The organism is Corallococcus aberystwythensis, from assembly GCF_003612165.1.
In the GTDB taxonomy this organism is placed as follows: Bacteria; Myxococcota; Myxococcia; order Myxococcales; family Myxococcaceae; genus Corallococcus; species Corallococcus aberystwythensis.
The window spans coordinates 1-4,190 of sequence record NZ_RAWK01000459.1 but is presented as its reverse complement, the minus strand read 5'-3'; the positions used below and the strand labels follow the sequence as shown (position 1 = coordinate 4,190).

General features: G+C 69.4%; 5 protein-coding genes. 3 read left to right on the top strand and 2 right to left on the bottom strand.

All coding sequences use genetic code 11. The features are described 5' to 3' along the window. Positions 1-246 precede the first annotated feature (246 nt). Positions 247-474, top strand: a complete 228-nt coding sequence (locus D7W81_RS40225) for an MbtH family protein (RefSeq protein ID WP_014397734.1) — start codon at positions 247-249, stop codon at positions 472-474. 64 nt (positions 475-538) lie between these two features. Here the strand turns inward: D7W81_RS40225 and fruA are convergent, their stop codons facing one another. Next, on the bottom strand, positions 539-1,225 hold the full coding sequence (gene fruA / locus D7W81_RS40220) for a response regulator transcription factor FruA (RefSeq protein ID WP_043321786.1): 687 nt from the start codon (positions 1,223-1,225) through the stop codon (positions 539-541). 485 nt (positions 1,226-1,710) lie between these two features. Here fruA and D7W81_RS40215 point away from each other — a divergent pair, with 485 nt between their 5' ends. Together D7W81_RS40215 and D7W81_RS40210 are read left to right on the top strand one after the other, a co-directional pair. Beyond that, a complete protein-coding gene (locus tag D7W81_RS40215; protein WP_120560611.1) occupies positions 1,711-2,505 on the top strand; it encodes an RDD family protein in 795 nt (264 codons plus the stop codon). 1 nt (position 2,506) lies between these two features. Continuing rightward, positions 2,507-3,505 carry a stage II sporulation protein M gene (locus D7W81_RS40210; protein WP_120560609.1) on the top strand — a complete coding sequence of 333 codons (999 nt, stop codon included), beginning with the start codon at positions 2,507-2,509 and terminating at the stop codon, positions 3,503-3,505. On the opposite strand, the gene D7W81_RS40205 is transcribed toward D7W81_RS40210, so the two are convergent. Further along, positions 3,433-3,936, bottom strand: a complete 504-nt coding sequence (locus D7W81_RS40205; protein WP_120560610.1) for a J domain-containing protein — start codon at positions 3,934-3,936, stop codon at positions 3,433-3,435. The two genes, D7W81_RS40210 and D7W81_RS40205, sit on opposite strands and share 73 nt — an antisense overlap. Positions 3,937-4,190 lie beyond the last annotated feature (254 nt).

Genomic DNA, 4,190 nt, shown 5'->3' with positions numbered 1-4,190 from the left:
GCCCAGACGCCTCCCACCCCGAGCACGAGCCCCGCCACCACGTTCTTCAGGATGCGCATGCGGCCGAGTATCCGCGCCCCACGCCGCTTGTGTCACGAACGCGGATTCCGCGTGCAACCCCGGCGGGCGGCCGGGCGCGGATCCACCCTTCCAGGAAGGCTCGGGATTTGTCGCATCCGCCTACCTTGACCGCTTTTCCCCGGGTGTGCGACGAAAGGGGGTCCCCTGCTTTCAGGAGCCTCCCCGATGAGCGACGAGCGCGAAGACACGACGGTTTACAAGGTCGTCGTCAACCACGAAGAGCAGTACTCCATCTGGCCCGCGGACCGTGAGAACGCGCTGGGCTGGAAGGACGCCGGCAAGCAGGGCCTGAAGGCCGAGTGCCTGGAGTACATCAAGGAGGTCTGGACGGACATGCGTCCCCTGAGCCTCCGCAAGAAGATGGAAGAGGACGCGGCCCGCAACAAGAACTGAGGGCCGCACCGTGCCTTCCACCGCGCCCTCCCCGCTTCAACGGGGAGGGTGGGCCGGCTCCCTTTTAGAGGTCCGGCGGAGGCCTGACGCCCAGGTGGCAGGCGCGCAGGGCGAGCTGGGTGCGGTTCTCCGCGCCCAGCTTGCGGTAGAGCTGCGTGACGTGTGACTTCACGGTGCGCTCGGCGATTTGCAGGTGCGCGGCGATCTTCAGGTTGTCCGCCCCGCCCGCCACGTACTGCAACACCTCACGCTCCCGCTGCGTGAGCAGCAGCAGCACACTGGCCGTCGGTGACGTCACCGGCGGATGCTCGAAGTCGTTGCGCAGCAGTTGCACCGGGAAGAGGCGCTCGCCCCGCACCAGCGACTGCACCGCGGAGGACACCGCGTTGACGCCCAGGCCCGCGCGGAAGAGGTACCCCGAGGCCCCTTCGTCGAAGCACTGGGAGATGACCTCCGGCGTGCTCACCGCGGACAAGAGCAGCATCCGGACCTCCAGCCGGCGCTTGCGGGCCTCGCGCAAGAGGTTGAGCCCCTCCGTCACGGAGCATCCGATGGCGGCTTCGCCGTCGCTCTCCACGTCGAGGATGGCCACCTGCGGTGGATCCGTGCCGAGCCCGTCCAGGAAGCCGCGCACGTCGCGCGTCACCGAAGTGGAATGACCCTCACCCCGAAGCCCGTCCGACAGGCCCTGCCAGGCCGCCCACGGTCCTTCGAGAATCGAAATACGAACTGCAGATTGATTCGCTGCCATGCGATGGCCCCCCAGCCGTCGTGGCGAATTGCTTCCAATGCTACCTGTCGACTGCAACCTGCCCCGGAGTCGGTGGAACCGCGGCGGAACTTCCGCTCTTGATGAGCGTGCGAGAACCGCGCTTCAACTCCATCCGGGGGTCTTGTCAGTGCTGCCCTGCGGACTGCGCTTGCGACTGCCGAACTGGCCCGTCCGGGCCGTTCCTCCTTTTCCGTTTCAGGCAATTCCAGCCAACCGAGACCCTAACATCATCCACGGCGTGTTGCGAACCGCCCCTGTCGGGACTGTCAATTGCGCACGGAATGCATCGAAATCCAGGGCCTCGTCCGTCAGGTCGTGATCGCTGTCGCCCGCGGGACACGCGTCCTGCGTCCACATTCCGATGTTTCTCTCGTTGTTTCGGGCAATGGCTGTACACGGGAGCAGTGCCGCACGCGGATGGCGCGTGTTGGGCGCCAAGGGCGTATGCTGTGCGTCCCACGCGCATGACTCCCTCCGCCTCCGCACCCCATGTCGACGTCGCCACCCCTGAGCGGGTGGCGCTCTCCCTGCCCGTGGCCGGCATCGGCTACCGCTGTCTCGCGTGGCTGGTGGACGCGAGCCTGTTGTTCTTCTTCTGGGTGGCGCTCTACTTCGTCATCACGCTGCTGGTGTCCGACGTGCTGGGTGCGTTCCAGGCGTTGTCGGGGCTCACGCAGACACTGCTCGCGGTGGGGCTCTTCGCCACGCAATGGCTGTACTGGACGCTGGCGGAGGTCTTCTTCCATGGACAGACACCCGGCAAGCGCGTGCTGCGCATCCGCGTGGTGCGCGAGGATGGCTCGCCGGTGGGCTTCTTCGAAAGCGCGGTGAGAAACCTCTGCCGTGCGGTGGACTTCCTGCCGGTGTTCTACGCCACCGGTTGCATCACCATGCTGCTGGACTCCCGGCACCGGCGGTTGGGCGACCTGCTCGCTGGCACCGTGCTGGTGCGTGAAGAGGCCATCGACCTGGACAAGTACACGCAAGGCCCCGCGATGGACGCGCCGGGTCCCGGGTCCGGCGCGGCGCCAGGGTCTGGTGCTGGCATGCAGCGGCCCCTGGACGCGGAGGACGTGGAGCTGGTGCTGGCGTTCCTCGCGCGAGCGCCCGGGCTGGAGCCGGAGGTGCGCCAGCGGTTGGGCACCCGGCTGGTGGACCGCGTGGGCGCGGCGCTGACGGACGAGGAGCGCGCGCGGGTGCTCCAGTCCACGGAGGCCACGGAGGCCTTCCTGCGCACGCGCGCGAAGGCGGTCCACTGACATGGCCGCGCCCCTCCCCACCTTCGTCACGCGGCGCCGGCCGGACTGGGACGCGCTCCAGGCCTTGCTGACGCGGCAGCGCGCGGGCCGACTGGGCCTGACGGAGCTGCGCACGCTGGACATGCTGTACCGGCGCGCCGCCGCGGACCTGGCGCAGGCGCAGACGTTCTACCCGGGCACGGACGCGCACCGCTTCCTCAACCAGCTGTGCGCGCAAGCCTACGGCGCCATCTACCAGCCGCCGCGCGAGCGCTGGGCCTCCACGCGCGACTTCTTCCGGCGCGACTTCCCGGCCACCCTGCGCCGCGAGGCCCGCTTCGTGGGCGTGAGCGCGGGCCTGCTGGTGCTGGGCCTGCTGCTGGGCGCGCTGGTGGTGACGCTGGAGCCGCGCGGCGCGGAGCTGCTGGTGCCGGAGGGCGTGCGGCGCTACGTGGCGCAGGGGCGCATGTGGACGGACGACCTGCTGTCCGTGGCGCCGCCCAACGCTGTCGCGTCCGGCATCGCGACCAACAACCTCACCGTCACGCTGTTCGCGTTCGCGTCCGGCATCCTGTTGGGGGTGGGGCCCATCTTCACGCTGGTGAACAACGGCGTGCTCATTGGCGCGGTGGGCGCGCTGTGCTTCCGCGAGGGCATGATGGCGGGCTTCCTGGACTTCATCGCCGCGCACGGGCCGGTGGAGCTGTCCATCATCGTCATCGCGGGCGGCGCGGGGCTGATGGTGGGCCAGGCGCTCATCGACCCCGGCGAGCTGCCGCGCGCGCAGGCGTTGCAGGCGCGGGGACGCGAGGCGGTGAAGCTGGTGGTGGGCTGCGCGCCCTTCCTCGCCTGCATCGGCGTGGTGGAGGGCTTCATCTCCCCGGGCCACCTGTTCCCCACCTGGGCCAAGGTGGGGCTGGGCCTGTCGCTGGGAGCGCTCTTCTGGCTCTACCTGTTGCGCGCGGGCAGGACGGACGCGGTGCGCGCGGGCGAGGCCAGGGCCTCCAGCCGCTTGCGCTGACGGTGCTTGAGGATGCGCTCGTAGGCGGCGTTGAGCTCACGCATCTGCTCCGCGGAGCCGCCCCGGTCCGGGTGCCGCTCCATGGCCAGCGCGTGGAAGCGCGCGCGAATCACGTCCGGCGGATCCAACGGCGACACGCCCATCGTCTGGTACGGGCACTGCTCCTGGACGGCGGTGAGCCACTTGTCCAGCCGGTCCTTCACCTCCACGAAGCGCGCGTCCGCGTCCGCGGTGTCCTTCACCGGGTGCGTGCGCATCTTCGCGTCCGCGCGGAACACCTCGCTGTAGGTGCTGGACACCCAGCGATGGCATGAACCGCACCGGTAGTACTTCACCCGGGTTCCGGGCTGGAGTGTCATCATCACGCCGCAGTGGGTGCACTCCACCGTGACGTTCTCCAGTGTCTGCCAGCTCGCGACCGCCGCACCCATGATGACTTCGTCCTCCGTTCGCAACACGCCTGTAGCAGGGGCAAACTCCCACAGCCGGCGATCCCGTCAAGAAAATGTCGTGCGCGACCCAGGGGTGTCCCCGGTGCGCTGCCGGGGCTCCCGGGTTTCGGGTAGAACGGGCTCATGCGACCGCTCCTCGCCGCCGCCTTCCTCCTGACCGCCGCCGCGCACGCGCAGGCCCCCGTGGCCCCGGCAGCGCACCGGGGACACCCCTGGGTCGCGCACGACATTTT